A 26,101-nucleotide genomic window follows, 5' to 3' on the forward strand; every position below is an offset into this window, starting at 1 on the left:
TTTTATGGCTGACAAAATGCGCATTGGGTGGATTGGTACTGGCGTAATGGGTTTATCCATGGCGGGGCACCTGCAGGCCGCAGGCTATCCTCTGACCGTATACAACCGCACCCGCGCCAAGGCCGACCCCCTGCTTGCCAAGGGTGCTCAGTGGGCTGATACCCCGCGTGAAGTAGCGGCCAACTCTGATGTGGTCTTTACCATTGTGAGCTACCCCCGCGATGTGGAAAGCGTAATTCTTGGCGAAAATGGCGTGCTGCAAGGTCTGGCTTCCGGCGGGCTTGTTTGCGACATGAGCACCTCCAGCCCGGTTCTTGCCGAACGCATTGCCGTGGCTGCCCTTCAGCAGGGCTGCGTTTCTATGGATGCCCCGGTAACTGGCGGCGACATCGGCGCACGCAACGCTACCCTTTCTATTTTTGTGGGTGGCGATAAAGAAGGCTATGAAAAGCTTGAACCCTGCTTCAATGTAATGGGCAAAAGCATTCTGCACTGCGGCGCGGCTGGTTTTGGTCAGAAGGCCAAACTTGCCAACCAGGTGGCCATTTCTGGCGTTATGTTCAGCGTATGCGAATCCTGCTTTTTTGCGCAGGAAGCTGGCCTGGATGTAGCCAAGTGGCTGGAGCTGGTGGTGCAGGGCGCTGCTGGCAGCAAGGCTATGGATACCCTTGGCCGCCGCATTCTCAAGCAGGACTTTGACCCCGGCTTTTTCATCAATCACTTCATCAAAGATCTCGGCCTTTGCCTTGATGAATGCCGACGCATGCAGATTGTGCTGCCCGGCATAGGTCTGGCTGAACAGCTCTACCGCAGTATGCAGGCCAGAGGCCAGGGCGATCTGGGCACTCAGGCGCTTATAGACTGCCTTGCCACCCTTTCTGGCAAGCAGTGGCACTCGCACAGCTAACATAGCCTTATTTCCGCCCGGCAGCATTGTCTGCCGGGCGGTTTCGCTTGCATGACGCGCCTGCGCCCCCCTCTCCTTGGGCGAACCAGTCCGTGGAGGCCGCCATGACCCAACATATCCCACAAAATCCTTTACAGGACCCAGAACTGGAGTCCTACCGCTCCTTCCTGCTGGCAAGAAGCGACAGATTCAAAGCCGAAATGGAGCGCATAAATGGCCTCTACGGCTCCTTGCGCTCATATGCCAATCTGCACACCACCCTTGGAGTACATGAAGCCAAAGATGCCTCAGGCAAGCCCGTATGGCGTCTGCGTGAATACATGCCCAATGCAAGCGCGGTGTGGCTGACCACAGACAAACTCAATTTTCAACGTCATGCGCGTTATCAGTACCAGCGCGATAATGATGGCTTTTTTGAACTCACCTTGCCGCATGATGCATTGCAGCACGGCACATATATGGAGCTGCGTGTTCAGGCCGATGGAGCCACTGGCAACGGCACTCAGGGCCGGGCCTTGCGCAGAGTGCCCGCTTTCGCCTGTTGGGTTGAACAAGACCAGACCATGCCTGGGCAATGGTGCGCCCGCCTCTGGCAACCGGAAGAGACATTTCGCTTTAAGCACCGCATGCCCCGCGTGGAGCCGTTCCCCCGAATTTATGAGGCCCATGTGGGTATGGCGCAACCAGCCCTGCACCACAGTGCCGACAGTGTGGGTAGCTACGTCGGCTTTACGCGCCATATTCTGCCTCTCATACGTGAGCGCGGCTACACCGTGGTGCAGCTAATGGGTATTCTTGAGCACCCCCTGTACCGCTCCTTCGGGTATCAGGTCAGCAGCTACTTTGCCCCGTCTTCGCGCTACGGCACACCGGACGAGTTCAAGGCGCTGGTTGACGCAGCTCACGGCCTTGGCCTTGCGGTTGTGCTCGATATTCCGCACGGGCACGCCTGCCCCAATACCGAGCAAGGCCTGGCGCAGTATGACGGAAGCAGTTATTTTTTTACCAATCAGTTTAATCAGTGGGGGACACCTTCATTTGATTTTAGTCAGGAGATGGCACGCCGATTCCTTCTTTCCAACTGCCGCTACTGGATTGAAGAATTCAGGGTTGATGGATTCCGCTTTGATGCTGTGGGCAACATTCTGTATCGCGACCACGGCAAGGATGACGATTTCATTCATGTCAGCCACTGCTTTTACGACAATGTGGGTCTGCCGCGCACTAATGAGAACGGCGAACTATACCTGTGCATGGCTAACACGCTTATTCACCAGCTTTACCCCTCTGCCCTTTCCATTGCGGAGGAATTTTCAGGCATGCCCGGCCTGACCTGCCAGCCAGAAGACGGCGGGCTTGGTTTTGACTACCGCTTCGCAATGGGCATACCAGACTACTGGGCCAAATGTATTGAAGAGCCACGCGACATGGGCAGCCTGTGGTACGAAATGACGAACTACCGCCCGTATGACCGCACCATCAGCTATGTGGAATGCCACGACCAGTGCATCAATGGCGAAGATGCAATGATATGGCGGCTGCTCGGTAATCGCATGTACAGTCATATGTCTGTTTTTACGGATAACTGGCATGTATCACGCGGCCTTGCCTTTTATCGGCTCATGAGGTTCATCACACTGGCAACGGCAGATGCGGGTTATCTTAACTTTATGGGTAATGAATTCGGGCATCCCGAATGGCTGGATGCAGAGGCTTACGCCCACAGGCAGTGGCATCTGGCTGACGCCCCCGAACTCAAATATGGCTTACTGGCAGCATGGGACAAGGCACAGATGCTTGATCTTGTTCGCATCCACCTTGAGAGCTTTTGCCAGAAGCCAGTTTTTCGTTTTATTCATGAAGAAAAACGCCTGCTGGCCTTTGAGCGCGGCCAGCTGCTTTTTGTGTTTAACTTTCATGAACTTGAGGCGCAAAAAGCCCTGACCTTTGCCGTAACGCCCGGCAAATATGTTGAGATAATGAGCTCTGACGAAAAACGCTTTGGCGGGCACGGCAACCTTGATGTTGACGGGCAAATAACAGAGCATTTTACTACCCCGCTGCCCGACAGGCCGGAAGGCGATATTCGCCTGTATCTGCCGCCATTGGTGGGCCTTGCCTTGGTTCGCAAAAAATAATTTAGAAATTGTGTTGACAGACCAGGTGGTTCAGCGTAGTTATCTCTCTCGCGTCGGGATGTAGCGCAGCCTGGGAGCGCACTTGAATGGGGTTCAAGGGGTCGAAGGTTCAAATCCTTTCATCCCGACCAGAGATTTAAAGGGTTTACGGTTAACGCCGTGAACCCTTTTTCTGTTTAGGAAATTCTGGCCCCACTATAGCCCCACCTTTAAAACAGCAACGACTTAGGATATTGATTAAAAATAAGGGGGGGGTAATGAAAGTCTCAAATATTACCTTTACTAATTTTAAAAGATTTACCGGACTGTCCCTAGTTGATATTCCTTCTACAGCCCGCCTAGTCTTACTCGTTGGCCCTAATGGCTGCGGAAAATCCTCCGTTTTTGATGGATTGATGCGCTGGCGAGATACTCACAAAGGCATTGGATTTAGTCCAGACCATGAATATTACAGAAAAGAGCATGACAAACCATTCAATGATACTTCTAATGTTTCTGTGGGATTTCATTCAACCCCCGCACAAGACAACGTTAAAAACTGTATATATGTAAGAACTGCATATAGAAATACGCCTGATTTCAAAATTAATGTTATTGGTACGGAAAGTTCCCCCGAAGCTCATGTTCGTCGTTCCATTGATGTTGACACTGTTGTAAACAAAAACTATCAGGCGCTCATAAGTTCAATTTTTAGTGGGATATTTGATCCAATTAACAATAATACAACAGTAAAGACATTTCGAGAAGGATTTATTTCAAATTTAAACGAATCGTTAAATAATGTTTTTGGAGATTTTGAACTAGTAGACCTCAATAGCCCAATAAAAGATGGTACTTTTTTCTTTAAGAAAGGAGTAGTTGAGTCTATAAACTATAAAAATTTATCGTCAGGCGAAAAATCAGCGTTCGATCTTATTTTGGACTTTCACCTCAAAAAAGTATTTTTTACAAAAACTGTATATTGCGTTGATGAAATCGAAACACACATACACACGAGCATTCAAGGAAATTTGCTGAAGGAGCTGCTACGAATTCTTCCTGCACAATCTCAACTATGGGTATCCACTCATTCTCTTGGTGTGGTACGGGCTGCACAAGCACATGCAGCTGCCAACTCATCAGAAGTTGCCTTGTTTGACTTTAGTGATCTTAACCTTGATGAACAAATCGTGTTGGAGCCGTCTAGCCTGACGGCCGCTAGTTGGAAAAAATGTCTTTCACTGGCGTTAGACGATATGTCAGGCAGAATAGCCCCCGAATATGTCGTCCTATGCGAAGGCAGCAGCTCAGGGACTCGCCGGAAAGATTTTGATGCATTTATCTACAATAAAATTTTCGGGCGGGAATTTCCAAATATTCTTTTTGTATCTGGTGGCAATTGCCACCAAGTAAATGGCGTCGCTGATGCCGTGAGAAATGCCCTTCAGGGGATTCTCTCTAGTGCCAAGTTTATATCGCTAGCCGACAGAGATGGAAAGACCCAACAAGAGGTTGATGATGCGCTCAGGAGCGGCACCATCACTCTTGGAAGACGGCACCTTGAAGCTTATCTATTTGATCCAAGTAATCTGATACTGTTAGCCGAAAAGCAAGGCATGACTGATGCCACTACTTTTCAGGAGATTAAGAGAAAATTTGACGCTGCTATAAAAAATAGCATTTCTCGTGGCAATCCCCACGATGACTTTAAATCAGCTTCTGGAACTATTTATAATGAGCTAAAGCAGATTTTGAATTTAAATCGACACGGTAACAATACAGATGAGTTTTGCAAGCATACTTTGTCTGGTACTGTAGAACAAGACACAAATATATATAATGAGCTTAAAAATGATGTGATTGATAAAATTTTTTCCTATGCTAAATAGAATTATTTAAGGTGGGGTCGGACCACCACCCCAAACGAGAAAAGGGAATTCATGCTTGCATGAATTCCCTTCAAATCTCTGGTCGGGATGAAAGGATTTGAACCTTCGACCCCTTGAACCCCATTCAAGTGCGCTCCCAGGCTGCGCTACATCCCGACGCGAGAGAGATAACTACCCTGAACTGCCTTGTCTGTAAACCCTTAAATCAACCACAATTAAATTTTTCTCAATAATCACAAGATTTTTCTGCATCAGCAACCATTGCGTCAACCATTTCTCCGGGCGCTACCCCTAAAGCTTGGGCAATTTTCACCAGCAGGTTCAGGTTTGGGGCTCTATAGCCAAGTTCCAGTGAAGATATGTAGCTCTTGGAAATTCCAACCTGATCTGCAAGTTCTTGCTGAGACATGCCAGCTGCATCACGATACCTTCGGATCACAGCAGGCATAAAAGTTTTCGCCAACTTATCTTCATCAAAATTCTTTTTCATGCCCTTGAGTACATTTTTTAGGTTCATGCATGGCAGCAAATAACTCCTCAGGCTTCACTTCAAGCGCTCCTGCGATTTTCAGGATATTGAGCAGGCTCAAGTTTCTGCGCCCTTGCTCAACGCCACCGATGTAAGTTCGATGTAAGCCAGCCCTATCTGCCAACTCTTCCTGAGAAATTCCTAACGCATTACGCTTCACTTTAATAATCGCCCCAAATGCCTTCAAAACTCTTGCGTCACTTTGACTATAGCCTGGCATGTCTTTTCCTTGCATCGTTCAAGAATCAATGACGATAACTATACGGCTATAATCTAATTTGCTTGGAGCGCGCTTGAATCAGGCATTCATGAGGTGGCTTTTTTATTTTTTTCGTACTCATCCAGCCACTTATCGGGATTATCTAAGGCCTTTTCTATAGCAGTGACGATCGTCCCTGCTGGAATCTTCAAACCCCTTGCAAGCAGAATCAGCGTTTCCACTCGAATGCCTGACGTGCCCTTTTCAAAGCGACGCAGCCACGCGTAGTCAACGCCCGACTCTTTCGCCAGAGCATAGCGGCTCATGCCTAGTCCTTCGCGAAGCGATTCAACAATTAGTCCCATGATTATTTTCGTTTTATCTTTGTCCATTGCGCCAGTAGATATGAAAGCTATAACTTGATTAAGAGACTTTAGTCCTATAAAGTCAAAATTCACGGAGGCGCTATGAACGATACAAATGCTGACGCGAACTTCGACGAACAAATGGGGCGCATAAAGCTTATTACAGGCAAAAGAACACAGGTTGAGCTAGCTGACCTGTTAGGCGTCAAACAGTCTTCCATTTCAGATGCTAAGCGGCGCGGAAGCATCCCGGCCAATTGGCTGATTGTTCTCATGCGGCTTAACTACGCCAACCCGGAATGGATATTAACGGGCAACGGCCCGCTTTTTGTTTCTTTTTCTTCCATAAGGCCGTTGTACAAAACGGAAGATGAAGAGGCAGACTATAAAGCTAAAGAAAAAGTTTTGCGGCAGCTTCCTACACGAATGCTGGCTGACGAACTGGTGCGCAGAATTTCCATAGCGTGAAGCTGGTGCACCATTTACAGCAGCATTGCCAGCGTTGCTTTTCAAACAGGCGCTGATTGATAATCGTCAGCGCGTCAAAAGCGCTCTGGCCTGCTGACGGCCCCCGAGTTTGCCCACTGCATGCCCATCATCTCGTAATTTTTGTTAACCTTGCGCAAAGCCAAATAAAAAAGAGGCCCACTGGAGGCCTCTTCTTACTATCTATTTGAGATTATAATCAATGCACAATCTGGCTATCGATTATCATCGGCAAATGCTGATCTTTATGGATGATGTTATTCAAATCATCAATGCGCCCGTAAAAGACAGCAATAGAGCCCTGCTTAAGCTCGGCCACTTCATCCTGCTTGTTGAAGTTGAACCGGCAGACAATTCTTTCTGAAACCTTGCCGTCCTTGTCGTTCAGATCAACAAGATAGTAGGTGCGCCCATCAATTATGCTTTTCATCTTGCTGATAGCCGCGATTTTTCCGGTAATTTTAACCCACTTGCCAGCATAGTCTTTATTGGCTTTGACGCTGTTTTCTTTATAGGTAGTAACAAAGTCCGAAACCTGGGCCATAGGGGCTGACGCCACCTTATCTGAGCTGGGGCCAAGCAAATCATTAACAGGTGAATTTTTAAGGCAGCCTGTGGCAGTCAACACTGTGGCCAAAGCAAGAGTGAAAATAAATGAACGCATGTTTGTCTCTCCTTATTTCATTTAGCCGTGGCGTGTATCATGAAAAAAGGATTAAGTCTAAACATACAAATATAAAACATGTTTATTATTATATCTGGCAATAGAACATTTTTTCTGCACCAGATATATTTTACATAAAATCCATCAAGTTCTTAGACTACTGCCAGTAGCACTGGCTTATTACTTTCGAATAATCAGCACGCGCCCTTCTGAAATAACTACTAGAGTGTGCGTAGCAAAAGTTTATGATGCAAAATCAGCAATCAGCAGTTGCCCGTCCGTAGCCGAACAGCACACGTTTACTGCATGGCGGCCTTTATGAACAGCACGTAGGTGTCACAAAGGCAGCAAGAAAAATCCCCTGTCTGCTTATCTCCCGCTTCAGTTACTGCGTGTCTTGTCCGCACTCAGTCGCACCGAGTTGAGCAGAGGCCGAAGCTACTGTCAGGCATCAATGCCCACAAGTGTGTACTGCTGACAGCCAATGCCAAGCGACTCGGCATGATCAAGCGCATGCACTCCATTGCGTGATTCAATACGCATTCGCAAGGATGCGCTCTTTTCGCTGTCTGCTGCGTAAATGAGGTCAACGCAGGCCCGGTCCAGGGCCACTGGGTCAAAAGAAGCCAGAATGCCAATATCGTCCAATTCTGGGGGTGTCGGGCGTCTGTCGCAATCGCAATCAATGGACAGATTGTTCATCAGGCTGACATAAACGATTTTGTCTGTGCCCAGCTTTTCAATCACTGAGCCTGCCGCTTCTGCCATTGATTCCATAAACAGCTCTTTTTTCATTCTGTAGCAACGGCTGAAATTGCCCAGGGCTCGGCTGGTTCCGGCAGTATGAATCCACATTTTACCTTCACCGGAAGCAATACCGATGGATACATTTTTGAGGGCGCCGCCAAAACCGGCCATCGCATGCCCCTTGAAGTGGGACAAAATCAGAAAGGAATCATACTTGGCAAAGTTCGCGCCAACAAAGTTTTCTGTGATATTTTTGCCTCGGGGAAACGGCAGACTGATGGAGCCGTGTTCGTCCATAACGTCTACCGGGGCGATATCCATAAAGCCGTGATCCTTGATGGCGACGAGGTGGTCGGCTGTATTGAAGCGCTTACCCGAATAGGCGGTATTGCACTCGACAATAGTTCCGTTCACAGACTGCACAAGGTCTTTAATCAGTGCGGGCGCAGGGTAATTATGCCCCCCAGGCTCGCCGGAATGCAGCTTCACCGCCACCTTGCCCGGCAGCGCGCGGCCCTGCATCAGATGCTCGTAAATTTTTGTTAGCCCGCTTGAGCTGATATCCTTGGTAAAATATACGGTTGAACCTTCCTGCGCGTTGGCAAAAGCTCCTGTGCCTGACATGGCCAAGGCCCAAAGCGCGATAGCCTCCGATTTGATGAAGGTACGCCGGGAAACGGAACTATTTGAGCTATCCACAGTATTCTCCTCTGTAACCATATAAATCAAACCGTAAGGCTAAGAAATTCTGGTTCTGTAACACTGGCCGCAACTGGGCGGCCAGCCTGCCCCACAGGAACATCGTGTCATGGGACAATGGTGATCGAATAAGGATAAAAAACGAGGCGCTTATGCCTTCTGCGCACGTTTAAGTACACATCGAAGCATAAGCGCCTTTTATTTTTGGCACTCATTTTCTCAAGCGCCTATACTACTTGGTAGCAAGGGAGGGATTTGAACCCCCGACACTGCGGGTATGAACCGCATGCTCTAACCAACTGAGCTACCTTGCCGTGTACTGCCCTCAGGCAGCGCGACGATCTAAATATAAGATTTGCCCAACCTTGGCAAGTAAAATTTTTCCAACACCCTGCACCCTATCAATTTTCGTGCCTCGTCATGCGACAGTCAGCGCAGAATAAACTTGAGAAGATAGATGCTCAATTTTTAAGGAGTATCCGTTCAGATGTTAGAAAAATGCAATAATATTTTCCAGTTACATTTATTTACAGTATCTATCCACTCACCTGCCTGAGCATTTCAAAGTAAAAATGCTCCAGCCTGCTATGTGGCTCAGTTCACCATAAAATAATACACAAAAGGCGCGATGAGCAGCCGATAAACGGCAAAGGGAACCAGTGTCATGCGCCCCACCAGAGCCACAAAAACCTTAACTGCCAGCAAAGCCGACACAAAAGAGCCGATCATGCCCACCAGAAAGAAAGGAATATCAGCGGAGGTGAACATGCTCAGGTTTTTCAGCAGGTCGTAGCCTGTGGCCGCCACCATAATGGGCACAGCAGCGATAAAGGAATACTCTGCCGCCAAAGGCCTTTTGGCTCCCAAAAGCATGCCGCCCATAATGGTCGCCGCAGAGCGTGAAAAACCGGGCCAAAGGGCAAGGCACTGGAAGCAACCGATGCCTAGAGCCAGCTTGGGCGTCATGTCGTCAAGGCTGATGCAGGTAGTCTTGAACTTGCGCTTTTCAACAAAAATCATGCACAGGGCACCCACCACCAAGGCAATAAGCACCGTGGACGGGCGGAACAGATATTCCTTGATGTAGGAATGCAGCAGCAAGCCAAGAACGCAGGCAGGCAACGACGTAAGAATAAGCAGCGTAATACCGCGCATGCCAGCAAAGCGCACATAGGGTTGGGGCCGCACAAGACCCCAAAAGCGCTTCCAGTAAAGCACCACAACGGCAAGTATGGCCCCAAGCTGAATAACAACGTCAAACGTGGCCGCCTTTTCACCGACAAAGCCGAGCAGGTCGCCAACAAGAATGAGGTGGCCGGATGAAGATACCGGCAAAAATTCTGTCAGTCCCTCAACAATGCTCAGAATCAGGGCAGTGAGCAAGTTATCCATATAAAATGGCCTCTATGTGCGCGCCATAAGGCGAGTCTCTGGCTAGAGCGTTGTGCCCGAAACTGGCGCGGTATATTCGCGTATTGATGTTCCGTTATTGCCAAAAAACGGTCAAACAGCTATTGGTGAAAAAAAGGACGTATCCAATGAATACCATCATGCCGCAAAGTGAGCTCGTGCGCAAAGCTGCTGCCTATCTGACAGAAGAGCTGAACCGGAATTCCGGCAAAAGCCTGGCCACACTGCTGGATGAAACAGGCATGCGCTTTAATCTCACACCATTGGATGCTATGTCTCTGGAGCGATTGTTCCAGAAAAACGGCGGCAAGGCAGATTAACCAACCCGCCGCCGTGTCAATTTACTAGGCTATTTCGCTGCCGTTTGGCACGTCTGCGTCAAGACCAAGCAGGGTCAGGGCCGTATCATTTCCGGCTGTGAGCACCATACCGTGCGACATGAGACCGCGAATTTTACGTGGCTCAAGGTTAAGCACTGCGCAAACGCGTTTACCCACCATAGCCTCTGGCGCGTAGTGTTCGGCCAGGCCAGAAAGAATCTGGCGGGGCTGCCCTTCGCCAAAGTCAATTTCCAGGCGCAAAATGCGGTCGGCATTGGGATGCTTTTCAGCAACCAGCACGGTGCCCACACGCATATCCACGGCCTTGAAGTGATCAAAATCTATATTCGGCTTCCCCGCCGCAGCGTCTGCAGGCTCTGCGCCAGCGGGCGCAGTCTGAACCGGGCTTTTCGCCGCAGCCTGCTGCTTGGCAGCTTTCTTTTCTGCCTTGGCGGCCTTGGCTTTTTCCGCTTCGTCCGAATCTTTTTTTACTTCAATGCGCGGGAACAAGTTAGAGGCTTCAGCCACCATCGTGCCGGGCACAAGCCCGTCAAAATGGTCCATTTCAGCTTCCAGTGACTTCACAGGAGGCATGTTGGTTGCAACAGGCTGGCCAAGCTGTTCCAGCATCTTGCTACAGGCTATGGGCATGACAGGCCACAGGCACAGGGCCGTCTTACGCATGGCAGATAAAAGCACATACATAACGGTAGCAAGCCGCTCCATATCACCCTGCTTGTGCAGGGCCCAGGGAGCCTGACTATCCACATACTTGTTCAGCGCACGCACCAGTTCCCACAAGGATTCAAGCCCCTGCGCAAACTGCACGTTGCCGAAAAGCTGGCTGAAATTACGCATGGCCGTGGAGGTCAGTTCAATGATGGCTTCATCCGCCTCATTGAAACCCTTGGGAGCCGGAATACGGCTGCCGAAATATTTGGCAGTCATTGAAAGCACGCGGCTGAACAGGTTGCCGAGGTCATTGGCAAGGTCGGCATTGATGCGGCCAACCATCGAATCATCACTAAAGCTGGCGTCAGAACCAAAGTGCATTTCACGCAGCAGGAAGTAACGGAAGGCATCCGCCCCGAAGCGCTGGCTTGTGGCCTCAGGCTCAACAACGTTGCCCAGCGATTTTGACATCTTGGTGTCGCGCACAAGCCAGTAGCCGTGCACATTAAGATGCTTGTACTGGGGCAAGCCCGCAGCCTTGAGCATTGTAGGCCAGAACACCGCGTGCGGCTTGAGAATATCCTTGGCAACCAGATGTTCGCCCGGCCAGAAGCGTTCAAAGTCTTCGCCATCAGGCCAGTTAAGCGCACTGATATAGTTGATAAGGGCGTCAAACCAGACGTAGCACACATAGTCTTTGTCAAAAGGCAGCTCAATGCCCCAGGTCAGACGCGATTTGGGCCGGGATATGCACAGGTCGTCCAAGGCGCCGGATTCCAGCATGGCCAGAACTTCCGAACGGTAGCGTTCCGGCCTGATGAATGAGGGATTCTGCTCGATATGCTCCTTGAGCCACGGCAGATACTTGGACATACGGAAAAAATAGTTCTTTTCGCTGATGAATTCCGGCTTGACCATATGCTGGGGGCAAAGGCCATTTTCCAGTTCCTTTTCGGTGTAGAACCGTTCACAGCCATAGCAGTAGTGACCGCCAAACTCACCAAAGTAAATGTCTCCGGCATCATAAACTTTTTGCAAAAATGCCTGCACCGAAGCCTTGTGCGCGTCATCGGTAGTGCGCACGAAACGGTCATTGGCAACATCCAGCTTGGGCCAGAGGGACTGAAACCGCGCGCTGATGTCATCCACAAATTCCTTGGGCGATTTACCTTCTTTTTCGGCAGCCTGCACGATCTTGTCGCCGTGTTCGTCCGTGCCCGTGAGAAAGAGCGTGTCCTGACCCATCAGCTTGTGAAAACGGGCCATAGCATCAGCTACAACAGTGGTATAGGCATGTCCAAGATGCGGCTTGGCATTGACGTAGTAAATAGGCGTTGTGATGAAAAAGGTGTTCACTCAAGGCTCCGTAAGCTTGATTTGGCTATTGATTCTCTGGTTTACTATGCGGTTTCCGACGCCTTTTACGCCGGGGCTTGCCTGAATCGCCCTGCCCGTCGGGGCCATGCGCTTCGCCACCGTCGCCTGCGCTGTGGTTAGGAGCGCGTCCGTTGCCCTCTTGCCGACTGTTATTGGCATTCGAAGAGGCTAGGGCATCCTGCGAAAAAAATTCATCCATTGTATCAAGATGATCAAGAGTGTCAGGCGCGGCTGAAACCACCAGCAAGCCGTCGCCAATCTGAGGCTTGGGCGCTTGACGCGGCTGAGTTTGAGCGCATTGCACGGCTTCTGGCCGATGTGGCGAAAGTGCCTGCCACTCTTCGAGTGTCAGTTCAACTTCTTCATTTGTCTCAGTGAGCACAGCCAAAGAGTTGCGGAACATATTGGCCCGCAGCACCTTCATCGGGCCCTTGTCGGTCTGGTATTTTTTGCCAAGCCGCGGGCAATTCTTGTGAAAATGGTCATAGTTGTCCTGCTCATAAGAAAGGCAGCACAATAACCGACCGCAGATGCCGGAAATTTTGGCGGGGTTTAGAAAAAGATTCTGCTCCTTGGCCATGCGAATGGTCACAGGCGCAAACTTGCGCAGGTATCTACGGCAGCAGCAAACCATGCCGCAGTTGCCCACCGCGCCGACCATCTGCGTTTCGTGACGCACTCCAATCTGGCGCAATTCGATGCGGGCGCGATATTCACGCACCAGATCTTTTACAAGATCGCGAAAATCTATGCGCGAGGGAGCTGTGAAGTAAAAGATGAGCTTGCTGCGATCAAAAAAAACTTCCACATCCACAAGCTTCATATCCAGATCACGCTGGCGGATGCACTGCCGGCAGAACACCTGAGCTTCTTTGCTCAATTGCTCATTAGCCTCGCCGCGCTTTACGTCGTCGGGGCTTGCCAGCCGCAGGATTGAAGGCAGCGGTTCACTCTCCTGCCCCGGCAGATTATGGGCCGGACCAGAAACAATAAGGGCCAGAGCATGCCCCTGTTCAGCTTCAATAAGCACATGCTGCCCAGGTTCAAGACCAGGAGGGCCACTATAATAGTTTGTCTGGCCAAGCGCGCGAAAACGCAGGCCATATATAGGCATAGAGGTCACAGTGCAAAACCTTGTGAGACGATTTCTGAAAAAATTCTTTTCGGCCATAAAAAGCCTGCTGTCAACAGCTCAAGCCCGAATAAGGCCGATTGTGGGCGTTTGAAGCCAGAGTTTTGTCACAAAGTAACAGTAGAATAACGGCCCACTGCCGTGCAAACACCTTGATGTAGGCTGGCACGCCCTTAACAGGCTTACGTTCCCAAAAGGCAGGAGCACAGGCCCGAAAGGGGCAAAACGATTAACGCAACGTCACCATTTATAGGGTCGCCCCAGCCTGACTTGCCTTCACCCGTGCTCTGATTTACGTTGATGGAGATATAGGAGCAATACTATGATACAAAGAGACGAAGCTTTAAAACTTCTGGCTGACAATAATACTCCGCCCTCGCTCATGCAGCATGCGCTGGCTACCGAAGCCATTATGCGCGACCTGGCGCGCCGCCTGAACGAAGACGAAGACGTATGGGCCCTTACGGGTTTGCTCCACGATCTTGACTATCCGGCTACGTCAGAAAATCCACAGAGGCACGGACTGGACAGCGCAGACCAACTTGCTGGCAAGTTACCGGAAGCCGCTCTTGCCGCTATTCGCGCTCATGCTGCAGAGATGAACGGTGGACAGCCCGAAAGCCGTTTTGACTATGCCTTGCGCTGTGGTGAAAGCATTACGGGGCTTATCAGTGCCGCAGCTCTCATGCGGCCTACTGGCATTGATGGTATGGAAGTGAAGAGCATCAAAAAAAAGATGAAAGACAAGGCTTTTGCGGCCAGTGTCAGCCGTGAAAATATCCGCCAGTGTGCCGAGGCAGGGTTGGAGCTTGACGAATTTCTGGTTTTGTCTATTGAAGCCATGCGCGCCCATGCCGAAGAACTTGGACTGAGCAAATAACAGAACGCGAGGGTCTCATGAACAACGAATGCACAATGCAAACGGGCATCCGCACCCTTGGCCCCTGCAAGTTGGACTCACATCTGCCCTACCGCACATGGGCCGATGACAAATCCATACAGATATTCGTGGACGAAGAGTTGACTGAAGATGCGGGCCAGCCGTTCAGCATATGCTTTGAGGCCGCAGGGCCGCGCCGCAAGCTTTACTTCGACACCACCCGGGCCAAGTGCGCCATTGTCACCTGCGGCGGACTCTGCCCGGGCATCAATGACGTTATACGTGCTATAGTTATGGAAGCCTTTCATGCCTACAATGTGCCTTCTATTCTTGGCATTCCTTACGGCCTTGAAGGTTTTATTCCAAAATACGGCCACACCCTTCAAGAGCTTACCCCCAAGGGCGTGGCAGACATTCACCGTTTTGGCGGCACCATGCTTGGTTCTTCGCGCGGGCCGCAGTCAGCCGAAGAAATTGTGGACACTTTGGAACGCAGCAACGTCAACGCTCTCTTTGTCATTGGCGGTGATGGCACAATGAAGGCCGCACGGGCCATCAGCAATGAGGTGCAGGCTCGTAACTTAAAAATTTCTGTTCTCGGTATTCCAAAAACCATTGATAATGACATCAATTTCATTCCCCAGTCTTTTGGGTTTGAAACCGCTGTCTTCAAGGCGACGGAGGCCATTGAATGCGCCCACACCGAAGCCTGTGGCGTGCCCAACGGTATCGGCATTGTAAAGCTTATGGGACGCGAATCGGGATTTATTGCCGCACGGGCCGCACTAGCGTTGAAAGAAGTGAATTTTGTGCTCATTCCCGAAGCGCCGTTTACTCTTGACGGTGAAGGGGGCCTGCTGCCTGCGCTTGAAGAACGCCTGAAATCACGCGGGCACGCTGTCATTGTGGCAGCCGAAGGCGCTGGGCAGCATCTGCTGGCAGAACAGAGCGGCACGGACGCCTCAGGCAATCCCGTGCTGGGCGACATATCCGAACTGCTGCGTCAATCTGTTAATACCTATCTTGATGCACGCGGTATGGCGCACTCCATAAAGTACATTGACCCGAGCTACATCATCCGCTCCATCCCGGCCAATGCCAACGACAAAGTCTATTGCGGCTTTTTGGGACAATACGCTGTGCATGCCGCTATGGCTGGCCGTACAGACATGGTGGTGGGCAAAATTCAGGACCGCTACGTACACCTGCCTCTGGAACTGGTCACGCGCAAACGCCGCAAGCTCAACATCTACTCTGATCTTTGGCGAGCCGTACTTGAATCAACAGGTCAGGGCATGCTCAAAGGCATGCTGCCGCCTGTCTAACTTACATGCAGCACTTACGCCAAGTTAAGGCATCTGCGGGATCGGGCAAAACCTATGAACTAACGCGCTGTTTTTTACAGCGTCTTGTTAGTTGCGGCGCACCGGGCAGATCGGGCTCCCCTGCTTGCGCCCTTGGTACTGGCGGTCCCTGCGGCTGGGGCGATATTCTGGCCGTAACCTTCACCAATGCCGCAGCCACCGAAATGCGAGAGCGCGTCATCAGACAACTGAAAAGCGCGGCTTTGGGCTGCCCCATGCAGGGTATCACCCTCAACTCCGAAGCCGCCGGACGTTGGGTTGACGCCATCATGCGCGACATGAGCGCCCTGAATATACGCACCATCGACAGCCTGCTGCACCTCATAGTTCGTGCTGCGGCTCTGGAACTCAAGCTACACCCCGATTTTCAACCTGTTTTTGCAACAGAAGACGCCCTGACGCCCTACCTTGACCTTTTGATGGAAAAGGCGTGGCAGGGTGACGAAACCATGCGCGACCTCTTGCGGCAAGTGTGTCGGGCTATGGTCTGGCACGGAGGCAGTAAAGGCTTTTTGGCAGGAGAAAAACTGCTCCATCAGTTACGTCCATTGCTAAATAGCGCCCTTCTGGGTGATTTTGGCGAACTTTCTTCGTATGCTGAGCTTGACGAACGCCTGACGGCCCTCAACAAGGCTGCACACGAAACCGCAGTTCACTTGCTGCAATTGGCAGCCAGCCGGGAACTCCCCTGGCAAGCCAATGCATTGAAAGCTGTTACAGCGTGGTCAAATGGCGAACGTAAACCATCCGCCTATCTGAACAAGGAAGAAGCAGCCCAGATTTTCAAAAAAGGGGCCAAGGTCGACAGTGAGGTGGAGTACGCATACGTAGCTTTTTCCCGCGCAGTCCAAACGTACACAACAGACGGGCACATTTTGCGGCAAGCTCTGCGCCTTGAGCCTTCCATCCGTATGGCCCGCATTCTCGCTGCGGCTTTTTCGCACAATCAGGAACAGGAAGGCACCCTGCCGGGCTTGCTTGTCCCCTACATGGCGCGTCAGGTGCTGGAAAGCGATCATGGCGTGCCCGACACTCTTTGCCGTCTGGGCAGCCGCCTCAGTCATTTTCTTGTGGATGAATTTCAGGACACGAGTCAGGAGCAGTGGCGCGCGCTGCGTCCATTGGTGGAAGAAGCCCTTGCCCACGGCGGTTCACTGACCTGGGTGGGCGACGTGAAGCAATCCATCTACGGCTGGCGCGACGGCGACCCTGAACTTTTTGACGGCATTCTGACCGATAAGGGCCTCACGGCCATTGCTGCAAGTACCAGTCGCGACAGCCTGCCCTTCAACTGGCGCAGCAGTAAGCAGGTGGTGGAACACAACAACGCTCTCTTTTCACCTCTGGAGCAGCCAGAGACGGCACGTGCCGTCATGAGCGCCCTTCTGCCCAACGAGATGCCGCCAGATCTGCGTGAAGAAATTATGACGTCATCTGTCGCTGCTCTTGTAAGCGCCTTTACGGGCACAAGCCAGCAATGCCCGGAACACACGCCTGATAGTGGTTTTGTTCAGGTTGAAGACATATCGGCTGATTCGTCCGAACTTTTGAACGACGAAGTTTTCATGCGCTTGAGCGAAATCCTGCACGAAGATATTGCTCCGCATCACCCCTGGGCCGATGTTCTGGTTCTTGTACGCAGCAATAACGGGGCGGCACTTCTGGCCGATCATCTTGTACGTCAGGGCATTCCTGTCATCACTGAGAACAGTCTTCTTCTTTCTGCGCATCCTCTGGTTATCCAAACGGTGGCTCTACTGGCATTTCTGGACAGCCCGGACGATAACATCGCTTTTCTGACTCTTATTACTGGCAATATTTTTCATGACCATGCTGATGCTGCCGACCTTGCCCATACAGATTTGGACGGCTGGTGTGCCTTACAAAAAAAGGGCCTTCTGTATCAGAATTTCCGGCAGCGCTGGCCTCATGTATGGCAAACCTTGCTTGCTCCGTTCTTCAGCCAGTCTGGCCTCATGACGCCGTATGATACGGTGCTTGAATGGTACGCGCGCCTTCAGGTCGAGCAGCGCTTTCCTGAAGCAACCACTTTTTTGCGCCGCTTTATGGAAGTATTGCACAGTGCTGAAGAAAAAGGACTTGCTACTCTTTCTACCTTTCTTGAGCACTGGAACGAAAAAAGTAACGAAGAAAAAGTTCCTATGCCAGAGAATATGGATGCCGTGCGCATCATGACCGTGCACAAATCAAAAGGACTTGAAGCTCCCGTGGTTTTTGTTCCTTTCACTGGCCTGAGTCTCTCCGTTTCTGACAAGCCGGTACGTGAAGAGCGCCAGGGATTGAGCATGATGGTGCGCAACCAAAAAGCTCTTGGCCGCCCATATTATGAAGATTTGGCCCAGCAGGCCCGCGAAAGCCTCAATCTGCTCTATGTGGCCTTTACCCGTGCCAGAGATGCCCTGTACGTCTTTCGAACCTCTGCCAAACGGCAGTCGCCCGTTCTTGCGGGCCTTGACATCCTTTGGGAGCGCGCAGGCTGGCAGCCACCTTATACGCTTGGTCACCTGCCTTCTGCTCTTGAAGCAACTGAATCTACCGATATCACGGCACAGACTTCTGTGATGTGCGCATCTGAGAAAAATATTGCGGCAAAATCCGTTGCTGCTAAGCCAACTGCGCAGGCAAAGATGGAACCTGCGACAAATCCCACGCCTGCCTCAAACCGGGATCATATCAATTCTGAAGATTGGCGGCCTATGCAGTGGCTGCCTCGGCTGAAAATTTTTCGCAATCCGCTGGCGACGTTTTCTTTCAGGCCAGAAGACAGGGGCAATCTGCTGCATTTTTGTCTGGAACATTTGCGCCTCACAGGCAACTCGCAAGAAGACGTACAGGCAGCCTTGCACTTCGGTTTACGTCATTATCCTCTGCCAGTGCCGGATGACGCGGATCTGCGCCAGGGCGTAACAGAGGCATTGCACTGGCTGGCAACCCAACCACAGACAGCTCGCTGGCTTGAAAAAGGCTGGCCCGAACATTCCATCATGACCGAAGATGGCCGACTTTTGCGCATGGACCTGTTGGTGCGGGAAAGCTGGGGCCTGCTTGTTCTTGATTACAAAAGCGGTCAACCTGAAGAAGAACATGTGGAACAGGTCAGAAAATACCTTGCCAGCCTGAATCAAGGCAATGAAGAAAAGCAAATGCCTGCCAGGGGTTTGCTGGTATACCTTGACCAGCGGCGCTTCCGCCTTGTGACACAGGACAGTGCTTCAGAACTTGTTCCACACTGCCACGACATGCTGCCCATCAAAGAAGATCTGTCATGAATGCCTCGCCCTTTTTGATTTTCCCCTGGCAGCGTCCTTTTTTACCAGCCCTCAAGGACTACTTGAACCAACTCACCCAAAGGCACCCGGGTTCGGCCCTGCTCCTCGTGCCGCACAACCGCCCTTGGCGCTATCTTGTGCAGTTATACGCATCTGAAGGCTACACGGGGCTTTTGCCCAAAGTCATGACCTTGTCCAACACGATAGCCTCGTGGCGCGCCTTTGACAGTGCCGCTCCTCTGCATACTGCCAACACGCTGGACCGCGTGGCGTTGCTGTACCAGTGTGTTAGGGCACTGGCACAGGATGACAGCAACCTTGCGTCCCGCTTCGCCCGTATGGACATGGCACTTTTTCTGCCTTGGGGCTTACGACTGGCTGCACTTCTGGAGGAAATGTACGGACAACTGGTGGAAGCGACAGATCTGACACACCTGGAAGACGAGGTTGCTGCGCCCGCAGCCGCTCTGTTGGGCGCCTTGGGCCGCATCAGCAAAGCCTACGAAACAGCGCTGCTGGAAAACAACTGGACAACGCCGGGTCTTGATATTTTTGCTTTGGCACACAGCGATTCTCCTGTTCCTTCACTGTTAGAGCCGCAGCATGACCGTCCAGTGGTGGTGGCTGGTTTTTCCCTGCTTACGGGCGGCGAAGACCATCTTTTAAAACAGCTTTGGCAAGCTGGAGCGCAATTTTGTCTGCACGGTGATCCAGCCTTGGCAGGAGGAGAAGGCGGCATCCATTGGGCTTGCGAAGAGCAAGCCGCATGGTTGCGCCGCTGGAAAACGCAGGCACTTCCAGCCATGCAGCTTGGCGACGCAGAGAAAGCCCACCAACCCCGCTACCACTTTTTTGCAGGCTACGATTGCCATTCACAGCTTGCCGCCCTGCGTCGAGACCTTGAGCCGGAGTGCAAGAGCGATCAGGCAGAAGCAGATGATACAGATTCTGCTGCCTCTACAGCCGTTGTACTTACAGACAGTTCTTTGCTCATGCCTGTGCTTCATCACTTGCCGAACAAGGATGTTAACATCTCCATGGGTTATCCCCTGGACCGTTCACCTCTCAATCGACTGCTGGACGCATTGTTGCGGCTTCAGGCAAACCGGAGCGACGAAGGACGGTACTACTGGCGGCAAGTGCTGCAATGCCTGCGTCACCCCTATGTAAATATGCTGCGCACGCAGGATGACAACGGGCAGCCCTTGCTGCTTCGAGATGCACTGCGCCCTCTGGAAAATCTCATACGTGAAGGCACGCGCTTCGTTGATCTGACCGAAGTGGCGAACTCTTGCCGAAACCAGCTGCCTGAACCCTTGTCTCGATTGCTGGAAGAAACACTGCACGTGCTTGTTCATGCGCCGTCCACCGCCAGTACCACAAGAGGCATGGCCGACGTACTGCAAAACTTGTGCTCCTTTTTGCTCAACCGTGGCGGCGACTTGTGGAAACACTTCCCTTTGGATGCAGAGGCCATGTACCGCCTCATCCGGCAAACTGTGCCCGTCTTGCGTGAAAACCTTCTGGCGGACACGGATTTTCCCCTCACAACACTGCACGGAATGGTGCGCGAAGTGCTCGGGCAAGAGCGGGTGCCTTTTGAAGCCGAGCCTCTTACAGGCCTGCAAGTGCTTGGCATGCTTGAAACACGCCTGCTGCATTTTGACCGGGTATTTATTGTGGACGCCACTGATGACAGGCTGCCCGGCAACCCTGCACAAGATCCGCTACTGCCGGATTCCTTGCGGCAAACTCTTGGCCTGCCCGATTCGCGCCGTCGTGAAAGAGCTGCTGCGCACACCTTGTACCGCCTTTGCGCCGGGGCGGATGAAGTATCATTTTTCTGGCAGGAAGGCATCAGCCGCTCTGCGCTCTTTGACGGTAAAAAAAGCCGCAGCCGCTTTGTGGAACAACTGCTCTGGCAGGAAGAGCAACGGCGGGGAGCTCTGCTCACTCCCGGTGAACCGCCGCTTGAAACAGCCGTTTGTGAAGTACAGGCTGCCGCCTCTGAAACAAAAATCCTGACGCGTGGGGTTGAACTCAATACAGCTCTGACGCACCTGTTGCGCAAGCCTCTTTCCGCTACCAGACTGGACGTCTACCTTCAGTGTCCCCTGCGCTTCGCCTGGCAATACCTGTGTGGCCTGCGTCCGCCCAAAGAAATCAATGAGGGTGATGATCCCGCTGCGGTTGGCACCTGCATCCACAACACGCTCAAGGCTCTTTACGAGCCCTATCTACACAAGGTCATACGCACTGGTGATATTTCCACTGAAACCGTGCGCGCACGGTTTTTCGAGCAACTTGAAGCTGCCGACTTGCGCCGCCTGTTGCCCGCAGACAGTTGTCTGATGCTGGAAGAGGCAGCCCCCATGCGGCTCATGAATTTCTTGTCGGGCCAACCAGACAACATCATGATCATGGCTCTGGAAAAAGAGATTAGCGCCACATTACGGCTGGCCGAACGCGATTATGCTTTTGTTGGCACGGTTGACCGCGTAGACCGCCGCGACGGCCTGCTTCATGTACTTGACTACAAAACAGGAACCATCAAAAAACATGACGGCAGCCTATGGACTGACCTGCCGTATTTTACCAATGCTGACGCCCTGTGCGCAGCGCTGACGCCAGCGACAGAAGCCGATGCTGGACAATTGAAAAACCTTGAAAACCTTTTTGAAGAGTTACGTACACGCCTGCCCAGCCTGCAGTTGCCGTGTTACCTGTCGATGGCTGGCGCTTGCGGTATGGCCCAGTTGGGAGATGCGGCTCTGGTGGAGTTGCGTGATGAGGGAAAAGAGCACCCTCTTTTCGGAGGCCTGGTGGACGAAGATTTGAATGCTGCTCTGGGATTTTGCCGCACAGCCCTTGCTCTGACCCTGTTGCATATGGAATATTCCCCAACTTTCACTGCCCGTCCCGACAAGCATTGTCAGTGGTGCCCATATTCTGGCCTTTGTTCTTTATAAATGCCGGGTTGTTGACGCCATCCACAAAAGAGTGCACGCTTTTGTTGCATCTTACAAAAATTACAGCTACTGTTGCGCCTAATTTCCATATGGGGATACTCTCAGTAGCGCCCACGGGAGCTGCCGGGCTTGTTCCATATAAGTCAGGACGGAGGTCTTGAAATGTCATTTCCCGCACTTAAAATCGGAAACCTCACCGCCAAAATCCCAGTTGTTCAGGGTGGCATGGGAGTTGGAATATCGCTTTCAGGCCTTGCTTCTGCTGTGGCCAACCAGGGCGGCATCGGCGTTATTGCCGGAGCCATGATCGGCATGAAGGAACCTGACGTTGCCAAGGATCCTCTTACTGCCAACCTGCGCGCCCTGCGCAATGAAATTGAAAAAGCCCGCCAGATGACCAATGGCATTGTTGGCGTTAACCTTATGGTAGCCCTGACAACGTTCAGCCAGATGGTGCGTACCGCTATCGAGCACAGAGCGGACATCATTTTTTCTGGCGCTGGCCTGCCTTTGGACATGCCCAAGCATCTTTTTCAAGCATGCGAAGAAAAAAAAGAAGAATTCAAAACCAAGCTTGTGCCCATAGTTTCTTCGGCACGCGCGGCTTCAGTCATCGCAAAAAAATGGATATCCCGCTTCAACTATGTGCCTGACGCCTTTGTGGTTGAAGGCCCCAAGGCTGGCGGACATCTTGGCTTCAAGGCTGAAGAGCTTTACGACCCAGCGCATGCGCTGGAAGTGCTGGTTCCTCAAGTGGTTGAGGTTGTGAAACCTCTGGAGGACAAACACGGTAAAGCTGTGCCCATTATTGCAGCTGGCGGTGTTTACTCCGGTGCTGATATCAAAAAGTTTCTTGACCTTGGCGCTTCCGGCGTACAGATGGGCACCCGCTTTGTCGCCACACATGAATGCGATGCCGATGATCGCTTCAAGCAATCGTACCTTGCCGCCACGGCCGAAGACATCACTATCATCAAGAGCCCGGTGGGCATGCCCGGACGCGCCCTGGACAACAGCTTCATTCACGCCGCACGCGAAGGCAACAAAAAACCCTTCAAGTGCGTTTTCCACTGCGTGCATACCTGCGAACAGGAAAAAACGCCCTACTGCATCGCTCAGGCTCTTATCAACGCCATGAAGGGTAACCTTGAACGCGGCTTTGCCTTCTGCGGGGCCAATGTCTCACGTGTAAACAAGATCACCTCTGTCCGTGAGCTTATGGACAGCCTGCAACACGAATTCGATGATGCTATGGCCTCGTTGAGCAAGAGCGTGCAGAGCATGTTCAATGGCAACAAGAGCTGACTGGAAGAGTAAATAGTAATGAAAAGAGCCGGGCATTGTCACATGCCCGGCTCTTTTCATTACTAAAATTTATAAAACTATTGCTGCCCACGCAGGTAGCGCACGGCATTGACGAACAGAAGCGTCCCCGGAGGATCCAGCTCACCACGTGTCCAGGCCGGATGGTTGGTCACATGATGGAAGGCTTCAGGGTGAGGCATAAGACCAAGAACCCGGCCTGTCGGATCGGTAAGCCCGGCAATGGCCAGAGCAGCACCGTTAGGATTTAACGGATATTCCTGCGTTGGCTGCTTTGTTTCGGGGTCAGCATATTGAAGTGCGATGAGGTTTTCCGACACAAGGCGTTGCAGACATTCTTCGTCACGCGGCACAAGTTTGCCTTCTCCGTGACGCACAGGCATGCTTAGCAGGGGCATATCCTTAGTGAAGACACAGGGGCTCTTGGCGTTGGGCAGCAAATGCACCCAGCGGTCTTCGTAACGGGCGGAGTCATTGTGCCCAAGCGAAACCTGGCGTTCAAAACGCACGCCGCCCAAGGCTGGCAACACGCCCAACTTGACCAGCAACTGAAAGCCGTTGCAGATGCCGAGAATGAGCTTGCCCTGATCCAGAAAGTCGCGCAAACTTTGCAGCAAAGGAACGCCTTGCGCATCCTTAAGGTAACGCCAGCGCATTACAGCGGCCTGGGCAGCGCCCAAGTCATCGCCGTCAAGGAATCCGCCGGGGAAAACCAAAAAGTGATAGTCGGCCAACCGAACTTTGGCAGCCACAATGTCTGAAAAATGGACTACGTCCGCCCTGTCTGCACCGGCCAAGCGGGCTGCATGGGCGGTTTCCAGATGAGAATTTGTTCCATAACCGGTGATGACCAGCGTATTGACCATGCCCATGCGGGTAAAGCCTCCTTGGCTTGCTAGCAGATCTTTTCGAGCCGTGCTGATGCCGGCAGACGTGCACAGTGCGGCCTTTGGGCCGAAGTCAGCCCGCACCTCACGAGCCGCAGGCAAAGCCAAGCTGTACCTGCGCATGCTGGAGAGGGAATAACACACTACTTACCTTGTTTTCGATAGTCAATGCTAGCCAAAAAAATCATTTTAGGCTAAGCATACAGGGTTGTGCCAAAAAGCGATCAAGATATTAAGGTGGGAGCCATGAAAACGAAATTTATCTTTGTGACAGGCGGAGTTCTGTCCTCTTTGGGCAAGGGCCTGGCGGCCGCCTCATTGGGCGCGCTGCTGCAAACCCGTGGCCTTTCGGTAACCATACAGAAACTCGACCCCTATATTAACGTTGACCCTGGCACCATGAACCCCTTTCAGCATGGCGAAGTTTTCGTTACTGACGACGGCGCCGAAACTGACCTGGACCTTGGACACTACGAACGCTATCTCAATGTGCCCATGTCGCGGAAGAACAATACCACTTCAGGGGCCATCTACAATCAGGTTATCGCCAAAGAACGTCACGGCGATTATCTGGGCGCTACGGTGCAGGTTATTCCTCATATTACCGACGAAATTAAAAGCGTGGTTTTGTCTTTGGCAGAGGGCGACGATGCCCCCGATGTGGCCATCATTGAAATTGGCGGCACCGTCGGCGACATTGAAGGACTGCCTTTTCTTGAAGCAATACGCCAGCTGCGTTCAGATATTGGGCGCGATAACTGCCTGAACATCCACCTCACATTGGTGCCCTACCTGCGCACTGCTGGCGAGCACAAAACCAAACCTACTCAGCACAGCGTGAAGGAACTGCTTTCCATCGGCATTCAGCCTGACATCATCCTTTGCCGTTGTGAACAGAGCATTCCTGAAGAGCTGCGCCGCAAAATCGCCCTGTTCTGCAATGTGGATCAAGATGCTGTATTCTCTTCGGTGGACGTAAACAACATCTACGAAGTTCCCCTGAAGTTCTACGAAGAAGGCTTTGATCAGAAAGTGGCCATCATGCTGCGCTTGCCAGCACGTAATGCCCACCTTGAAGCCTGGGAAAAGCTCGTTAGTGACTGCGCCGACCCCAAGGGCAAGGTTACTATCGCCATTGTGGGCAAATATGTGGACTTGAAGGAAGCTTACAAAAGCTTGCATGAAGCGCTGATTCACGGCGGCGTGGCCAACCGCGTTCAGGTGAACCTGCGTTACGTCAACTCTGAAAACGTGGATGACAGCAACGCTGCGGAGCACTTCAAGGGCTGTGACGGCATTCTTGTGCCTGGCGGCTTTGGTTATCGCGGCGTTGAGGGCAAGATCACGGCTATTCGCTATGCCCGTGAAAAAAAGATTCCGTTCTTCGGCATCTGCCTGGGCATGCAATGTGCGGTCATCGAATTTGCCCGCCACGTTGCCGAGATGGCTGATGCCAACTCTGAAGAATTTGACCACCGTTCCAAGCATAAGGTTATCTACCTTATGACAGAATGGTATGACTTCCGCACCAAGAACGTTGAAAAACGCGATGCCGGAAGCGACAAGGGCGGCACAATGCGTCTTGGCTCCTATCCCTGCAAGGTTCTGCCCAATTCCCGGGCTCTTGATGCATATAAAAGAGAACTGGTGGAAGAACGCCACCGTCATCGCTATGAGTTCAACAACGAATTCAAAGAAGCGCTGGCAGAAAAGGGCATGGTCTTCAGCGGCACCTCGCCGGATGGAACACTAGTGGAAATTGTTGAGCTGCCAGACCATCCTTGGTTCCTTGGGTGTCAGTTCCACCCCGAATTCAAATCTCGGCCTATGGACGCCCACCCTCTCTTCCGCGAATTTATCGGGGCTGCTAAAAAG

Annotated in this window: 20 protein-coding genes and 3 tRNA genes; 12 read left to right on the top strand and 11 right to left on the bottom strand. The window is 51.9% G+C overall.

Going from position 1 to position 26,101, the window contains the following annotated elements; genetic code table 11:
• Window positions 1-4: 4 nt before the first annotated feature.
• From QM579_RS00150 to QM579_RS00165, 4 genes are all read left to right on the top strand, one after another.
• On the top strand, window positions 5-907 hold the full coding sequence (locus QM579_RS00150) for an NAD(P)-dependent oxidoreductase (RefSeq protein WP_414997218.1): 903 nt from the start codon (window positions 5-7) through the stop codon (window positions 905-907).
• A 104-nt stretch (window positions 908-1,011) separates the two neighbouring features.
• Entirely contained in the window at window positions 1,012-3,045 is a 2,034-nt protein-coding gene (locus tag QM579_RS00155) for an alpha-amylase family glycosyl hydrolase (protein ID WP_414997219.1), read from the top strand.
• 54 nt (window positions 3,046-3,099) lie between these two features.
• A tRNA-Pro gene (locus QM579_RS00160) sits at window positions 3,100-3,176 on the top strand.
• A gap of 126 nt (window positions 3,177-3,302) precedes the next feature.
• The gene (locus tag QM579_RS00165; RefSeq protein WP_414997220.1) at window positions 3,303-4,913 is read left to right on the top strand and encodes an AAA family ATPase; all 1,611 of its coding nucleotides are present in this window, start codon (window positions 3,303-3,305) and stop codon (window positions 4,911-4,913) included.
• Window positions 4,914-4,992: 79 nt separating this feature from the next.
• Here the strand turns inward: QM579_RS00165 and QM579_RS00170 are convergent.
• The 4 genes from QM579_RS00170 to QM579_RS00185 all read right to left on the bottom strand — a co-directional run bounded on the left by QM579_RS00170 (window position 4,993) and on the right by QM579_RS00185 (window position 6,099).
• A tRNA-Pro gene (locus QM579_RS00170) sits at window positions 4,993-5,069 on the bottom strand.
• Window positions 5,070-5,139: 70 nt separating this feature from the next.
• The gene (locus QM579_RS00175; protein ID WP_414997221.1) at window positions 5,140-5,403 is read right to left on the bottom strand and encodes a helix-turn-helix domain-containing protein; all 264 of its coding nucleotides are present in this window, start codon (window positions 5,401-5,403) and stop codon (window positions 5,140-5,142) included.
• Entirely contained in the window at window positions 5,387-5,662 is a 276-nt protein-coding gene (locus tag QM579_RS00180; protein ID WP_414997222.1) for a helix-turn-helix domain-containing protein, read from the bottom strand. The genes QM579_RS00175 and QM579_RS00180 overlap by 17 nt, the downstream gene beginning before the upstream one ends.
• Window positions 5,663-5,748: 86 nt before the next feature.
• On the bottom strand, window positions 5,749-6,099 hold the full coding sequence (locus QM579_RS00185) for a helix-turn-helix domain-containing protein (RefSeq protein WP_414997223.1): 351 nt from the start codon (window positions 6,097-6,099) through the stop codon (window positions 5,749-5,751).
• A gap of 9 nt (window positions 6,100-6,108) precedes the next feature.
• Between QM579_RS00185 and QM579_RS00190 the strand changes: the two genes are divergently transcribed.
• Window positions 6,109-6,474: a helix-turn-helix domain-containing protein gene (locus QM579_RS00190; RefSeq protein ID WP_414997224.1), complete on the top strand. Its 366-nt coding sequence runs from the start codon at window positions 6,109-6,111 to the stop codon at window positions 6,472-6,474.
• 217 nt (window positions 6,475-6,691) lie between these two features.
• Here QM579_RS00190 and QM579_RS00195 read toward each other — a convergent pair whose 3' ends face one another.
• The 4 genes from QM579_RS00195 to QM579_RS00210 all read right to left on the bottom strand — a co-directional run bounded on the left by QM579_RS00195 (window position 6,692) and on the right by QM579_RS00210 (window position 9,994).
• Window positions 6,692-7,156, bottom strand: a complete 465-nt coding sequence (locus tag QM579_RS00195; RefSeq protein WP_414997225.1) for an OB-fold protein — start codon at window positions 7,154-7,156, stop codon at window positions 6,692-6,694.
• A 444-nt stretch (window positions 7,157-7,600) separates the two neighbouring features.
• Entirely contained in the window at window positions 7,601-8,602 is a 1,002-nt protein-coding gene (locus tag QM579_RS00200; protein WP_414997226.1) for a DUF362 domain-containing protein, read from the bottom strand.
• A gap of 237 nt (window positions 8,603-8,839) precedes the next feature.
• Window positions 8,840-8,916, bottom strand: a tRNA-Met gene (locus tag QM579_RS00205).
• 280 nt (window positions 8,917-9,196) lie between these two features.
• A complete protein-coding gene (locus QM579_RS00210) occupies window positions 9,197-9,994 on the bottom strand; it encodes an undecaprenyl-diphosphate phosphatase (protein ID WP_414997227.1) in 798 nt (265 codons plus the stop codon).
• Between the two features lie 146 nt (window positions 9,995-10,140).
• Here QM579_RS00210 and QM579_RS00215 point away from each other — a divergent pair, with 146 nt between their 5' ends.
• On the top strand, window positions 10,141-10,332 hold the full coding sequence (locus QM579_RS00215) for a hypothetical protein (protein WP_183719584.1): 192 nt from the start codon (window positions 10,141-10,143) through the stop codon (window positions 10,330-10,332).
• Window positions 10,333-10,356: 24 nt separating this feature from the next.
• On the opposite strand, the gene metG is transcribed toward QM579_RS00215, so the two are convergent.
• Together metG and QM579_RS00225 are read right to left on the bottom strand one after the other, a co-directional pair.
• Window positions 10,357-12,360 (bottom strand): methionine--tRNA ligase, encoded by a 2,004-nt coding sequence (gene metG, locus QM579_RS00220; RefSeq protein ID WP_414997228.1) that lies wholly within the window; start codon window positions 12,358-12,360, stop codon window positions 10,357-10,359.
• A 25-nt stretch (window positions 12,361-12,385) separates the two neighbouring features.
• Window positions 12,386-13,495 (bottom strand): PSP1 domain-containing protein, encoded by a 1,110-nt coding sequence (locus tag QM579_RS00225; protein ID WP_414997229.1) that lies wholly within the window; start codon window positions 13,493-13,495, stop codon window positions 12,386-12,388.
• Between the two features lie 340 nt (window positions 13,496-13,835).
• On the opposite strand from QM579_RS00225, the gene QM579_RS00230 reads away from it, so the two are divergent.
• From QM579_RS00230 to QM579_RS00250, 5 genes are all read left to right on the top strand, one after another.
• Window positions 13,836-14,393 carry an HD domain-containing protein gene (locus tag QM579_RS00230; protein WP_414997230.1) on the top strand — a complete coding sequence of 186 codons (558 nt, stop codon included), beginning with the start codon at window positions 13,836-13,838 and terminating at the stop codon, window positions 14,391-14,393.
• A gap of 17 nt (window positions 14,394-14,410) precedes the next feature.
• Entirely contained in the window at window positions 14,411-15,718 is a 1,308-nt protein-coding gene (locus QM579_RS00235) for an ATP-dependent 6-phosphofructokinase (protein ID WP_414997231.1), read from the top strand.
• 5 nt (window positions 15,719-15,723) lie between these two features.
• On the top strand, window positions 15,724-19,047 hold the full coding sequence (locus tag QM579_RS00240; protein ID WP_414997232.1) for a UvrD-helicase domain-containing protein: 3,324 nt from the start codon (window positions 15,724-15,726) through the stop codon (window positions 19,045-19,047).
• Window positions 19,044-22,016, top strand: coding sequence for a PD-(D/E)XK nuclease family protein (locus tag QM579_RS00245; protein WP_414997233.1), 2,973 nt, complete (start codon window positions 19,044-19,046; stop codon window positions 22,014-22,016). Before QM579_RS00240 ends, QM579_RS00245 begins: the two co-directional genes overlap by 4 nt.
• A 162-nt stretch (window positions 22,017-22,178) precedes the next feature.
• A complete protein-coding gene (locus QM579_RS00250; protein WP_414997234.1) occupies window positions 22,179-23,321 on the top strand; it encodes an NAD(P)H-dependent flavin oxidoreductase in 1,143 nt (380 codons plus the stop codon).
• A gap of 77 nt (window positions 23,322-23,398) precedes the next feature.
• Here the strand turns inward: QM579_RS00250 and QM579_RS00255 are convergent, their stop codons facing one another.
• Window positions 23,399-24,211 carry a phosphoribosylformylglycinamidine synthase subunit PurQ gene (locus QM579_RS00255; protein WP_414997235.1) on the bottom strand — a complete coding sequence of 271 codons (813 nt, stop codon included), beginning with the start codon at window positions 24,209-24,211 and terminating at the stop codon, window positions 23,399-23,401.
• Window positions 24,212-24,472: 261 nt separating this feature from the next.
• On the opposite strand from QM579_RS00255, the gene QM579_RS00260 reads away from it, so the two are divergent.
• Window positions 24,473-26,101: CTP synthase (locus QM579_RS00260; protein WP_414997236.1), on the top strand; the 1,629-nt coding region annotated here is incomplete at its 3' end.

The sequence above is a fragment of the Desulfovibrio sp. genome, assembly GCF_047607245.1.
Lineage (GTDB): Bacteria > Desulfobacterota > Desulfovibrionia > Desulfovibrionales > Desulfovibrionaceae > Desulfovibrio.